The organism is Cellulomonas massiliensis JC225 (assembly GCF_000312005.1).
Classification (GTDB): domain Bacteria; phylum Actinomycetota; class Actinomycetes; order Actinomycetales; family Cellulomonadaceae; genus Cellulomonas; species Cellulomonas massiliensis.
Map to the genome: position 1 here is coordinate 2160606 of NZ_HE978588.1, position 3868 is coordinate 2164473.

Annotated in this window: 5 protein-coding genes; all 5 read right to left on the minus strand. The window is 79.0% G+C overall.

What is annotated here, in order from left to right; all coding sequences use genetic code 11:
- Positions 1 to 694 (minus strand): PfkB family carbohydrate kinase (locus tag HGCM_RS19905; protein ID WP_019136758.1); only part of this gene is annotated, 694 nt, incomplete at its 3' end.
- Entirely contained in the window at positions 691 to 1326 is a 636-nt protein-coding gene (locus tag HGCM_RS10305; RefSeq protein ID WP_019136759.1) for a D-sedoheptulose-7-phosphate isomerase, read from the minus strand. The genes HGCM_RS10305 and HGCM_RS19905, both read right to left, overlap by 4 nt.
- Complete coding sequence (locus HGCM_RS10310) at positions 1323 to 2531, minus strand: glycosyltransferase (RefSeq protein WP_040399058.1); 1209 nt, start codon at positions 2529 to 2531, stop codon at positions 1323 to 1325. The genes HGCM_RS10305 and HGCM_RS10310 overlap by 4 nt, the downstream gene beginning before the upstream one ends.
- Positions 2528 to 3478: a glycosyltransferase gene (locus HGCM_RS10315; protein WP_019136761.1), complete on the minus strand. Its 951-nt coding sequence runs from the start codon at positions 3476 to 3478 to the stop codon at positions 2528 to 2530. Before HGCM_RS10315 ends, HGCM_RS10310 begins: the two co-directional genes overlap by 4 nt.
- Positions 3475 to 3868, minus strand: a 394-nt coding sequence (locus HGCM_RS10320) for a glycosyltransferase family 9 protein (protein ID WP_040399060.1), incomplete at its 5' end; no start/stop codon positions are given. The genes HGCM_RS10320 and HGCM_RS10315, both read right to left, overlap by 4 nt.

The window sequence follows — 3868 nt, forward strand, 5'->3', positions numbered from 1 at the left end:
GGGGCGCGCCGTCCCGGCGGCCGACGCTCGCGCCGCGCGCGCCGAGGGTGACGGCGACCGCGTCGGCGTCCCACGCCGCGCACAGCCCGGTCGCGACGACGTCGGGCGGCCCGTCCGGCGCGGACCGCAGCGCCTCCGCGAGGTTCGGCGTCACGAGCCGGCACCCCGGCACGGGGTCACCGCCGCGCGGGTGCGGGTCCCACACGACGGGGAGCCGGGCCGCCGCCTCCACCAGCAGCGCCCGCAGGGCGTCGTGCCGGGTGGTCCCGGCGCCGTAGTCCGAGACGAGCACCGCGTCCGCGGCCGCCAGCACCCGCCGGACGCCCGCGAGGTCCACCCAGGTGGGCGCACCCGGGCCGCCGTCGTCGACCCGCACGACGGAGCTGTCGCCCACACGCACGCGCGTCTTGGTGCGCGTCGGCCCCTCGTGCCCCAGCGCGAGCACGTCCGTGCGGGCCGCGAGCGCGTGCCGCAGCGCGCGGCCGTCCGCGTCGTCGGCGAACGGCGCGACGACGGTGACCGCCGCGGCGTCGGCGCACAGCAGCGCCGCGAGCCCCGCGCCGCCCGGGCTCTGGGTCCGGTCCACCACGTCCACGACGGGCGCCGGCGCGTCGGGGCACAGACGGTCGGAGGTGCCGCGCACGTCCCGGTCGAGCAGCACGTCCCCGACGACGACGAGGCGGAGCCGGCTCATGCGGGCACCCCCGCCGCTCGGACCCGGGAGAGGGGCACCGGTGCGGGCAGGTGGGCGTCGACCGCGGCGCACAGGGCGTGGACCGCCACCAGGTGCACGGCCTGGACGGCAGCGGTCGTGCTGGCGCGCACGCAGACGGCCGACGTCGCGAGCGCCGCGAGGGGGTTCGGGAACCGGCCGGTGAGCGCGAGGACCGCCAGCCCGAGCCGGCGGCCCGTCTCGGCGGCACGCAGCACGTTCGGGCTCGACCCGGACGTCGAGAGCAGCACGAGCACGTCGTCGCGGCGCCCGTGCGCCTCGACCTGCCGGGCGAACACCTCGTCCGGCCCGTAGTCGTTGAGGATCGCCGTGACGCTCGCGGACTCGGCGCACAGGGCGATCGCGGACAGCGGCCGGCGGTCCGCGACGAACCGCCCGACGAGCTCGGCCGTCAGGTGCTGCGCCTCCGCGGCGCTGCCGCCGTTGCCCGCGGCGAGCAGGCGGCCGCCTCCGGCCAGGTGACCGGCGACGAGGGCGCCCCAGCGCTCGAGGACCGGTGCGTCCCGCTCGAGACCGGCCAGGGCGATGGCCAGCTCGCCGCGGTGCTCGGCGATCCAGCGGTCGGTGGCCGTCCGCGCGGCCCGGGCGCTCATCCCGCCACCTCCGCGGACGCGGCGCCGTGCAGCAGCGTCGCGTAGACGTCGGCGGTGCCCTCCGCGACCCGGCGCCAGGCGTACTGCGCGACGGCGAGCCGCCGCGCGGTCCGGCCGAGGCGCTCCCGGCGCGCGGGCTCGGCCAGCAGCGCCCGGACCGCGGCGGCGACGGCGGACGGGTCCCGGGGCGGCACCAGCACCCCCGTGCGGCCGTCCCGCACGCTGTCGAGCAGCCCCCCGACGGCCGAGCCGACGACGGGCACGCCGCACGCCGCCGCCTCGAGGGGGACGATGCCGAACGGCTCGTACCAGGGGGTCGCGACGACGAGGTCGACCTGGTGCAGCAGAGCGGGCACGTCCTCGTGCGCGACCCGCCCGAGCATCCGCACCCGGTCGGCCACCCCCAGCTCGCGCGCGAGCGCCCCGAGCCGCCGGGCCTCGGGGTCGGCGGCGAGCTCCTCGCGCGGCGGGCCGCCGGCGACCCACAGCCGCGCCTCCGGCAGCTCCACGAGCGCCTGCAGGACGGTGTCCACGCCCTTGCGCTCGACCAGCCGGCCGATGCTCAGCAGGCGCGGCGCCCCCGGCAGGCGGGGGACCGAGCGCGGGACGAACGCGTCGACGTCGACCCCGCACGGCACCACGTGCACCCGGGAGACGGGCACGCCGAGACGGGCCAGCTCCACGACCTCGTCCGAGCACGTGGCCACGACGGCGTCCGCGTGCCGCCCGATCATCGCCTCGGCCTCGACGCGCCCGGGCGGGCTCGTGTCCTGCGCGCCCTGGAACCGGCGCTTGACGGAGCCGAGGGCGTGGAAGGTCTCGACGACGGGCACGGGGACCTCGGACGCCGCGCGCAGCGCCGCGAGTCCCGACATCCAGAAGTGCGCGTGGACGACCTCGGGCGGGGCACCCGCGGACCACCACCGCACCAGCTCCTGCGCCATCGCCGGCACCCAGGGCAGCAGGTCGTCCTTGGGGACGGCGGCGGGCGGCCCGGCGTCGAGGTGACGGACGCGCACGCCGGGGCACAGCTCCACCTCGGGCGCGAGGCCGGGGTCGTCCCGGCGCGTGTAGACGTCGACGTCGTGGCCGGCCTCCGCGAGGGCGCGCGCGAGGGACGCGACGTGCACGTTCTGGCCTCCCGCGTCGACCCCGCCGAGCACCGCCAAGGGGCTCGCGTGCTCCGACACCATCGCGATCCTCATCGCGTCACCTCCTCCAGCAGCTGCTGCCAGTCGGACAGGAACCGGTCCAGGCCGAACCGGTGCAGGGCGTGGGCGCGCGCCGCCTCGCCGACGGCGCGGGCCTCGTCGGGGTCGTCGAGCCAGCGGCGGGCGCGCGCGACGAGCGCGTCGACGTCGCACGTCACCAGGCCGGCCCAGCCCGGGACCGCCTCGGGCGCGGCGGTGGTCGCGAGCGCGAGGACCGGCATGCCGAGCGTCATCGCCTCGACCAGCGACAGGCCGAGGCTCGTCCAGCGGAAGGGGTGCAGGTACGCGCGGGAGCCCGCCATCGCGGCGTGCAGCGACGCCTGGTCCAGGTCCGCCGTGCGGCCGCGCAGGCCGGGCGCGAGCGGCTCGAGCGCGTCCGTGCCCATGCCGTACACGCGCAGCGGCACGCGGCCCGCCAGGTCCACGAGCAGGTCGGTGCCGACCGCGCGTCCGCGGCGCACCGGCTCGTTGACGACCGCCGCGAGCTCGGCGCGCTCGCCGCGGTACAGGTGCCCGGGGTCCGGCACGCCGTGCTCCACGACCCGGGTGGGCGCGCGCCCGCAGTCCCACACGAGCGCGTTGAACGCCGTGACGTGCACGACGGGCACGTCGTCGCGGTCCGCGAGCACGTGGCGCGCGCGACCGTCGAGGGCGGGCGGCGTGTTGTGCTCCAGGTAGACGGCCGGCAGGTCGACCCCCGCGCGCCGGCCGGTCCAGCGCTCGACGAGCTCGATCTCGTGCGGGCGCTGCAGCACGACGACGTCGACCTCCGGGAGGGCGTCCGGGGCGTGCTCCTCGACGCTCGCGGGCCAGTCCCACGTCCGCGCGCGCCCCACGCCGTCGGGCCCGCGGTCCGGCAGGACGGGCAGGACGTAGCTGTGCTCGCCCCGGACGAACGCGTTCGTCCAGGAGCCGTGGACGTGCCAGAGCAGGACCTTCACGCGACCACCGCCTGCGCCGCCCGCAGCGCGTCGACCGCCGCCACGACGGCCTCGGCCGGCACGGACGCGAGGCACGGGTGGCCGGGGACCGGGCAGGCGCGCGCGCCCGTGCCCGCGCACGGCGCGCCCTGGTCGCCGAGCACGACGTGCGGCACCCGCCAGGGGCGCCACCGCGCGGCCGGGACCACGGGCGAGAACAGCGACACGACGGGGGTGCCGACCGCCGCCGCGAGGTGTGCCGGCCCCGTGTTCCCGACGACGACGACCTGCGCCCCCGCGAGGACCGCGGCGAGGCCCGCGAGATCGGTCCGTCCGCCCAGGTCGAGCGCGAGCCCGCCCGCGACGGCGGCCGTGAGCGCGCGCACCGCGGGGCCGCCCGTGACGACGAGG

Excerpts from the sequence above, each read along its gene's own strand:
- HGCM_RS10305 (WP_019136759.1), bottom strand. The coding sequence starts at position 1,326 with ATGAGCGCCCGGGCCGCGCGGACGGCCACCGACCGCTGGATCGCCGAG.
- HGCM_RS10310 (WP_040399058.1), bottom strand. The coding sequence starts at position 2,531 with ATGAGGATCGCGATGGTGTCGGAGCACGCGAGCCCCTTGGCGGTGCTC.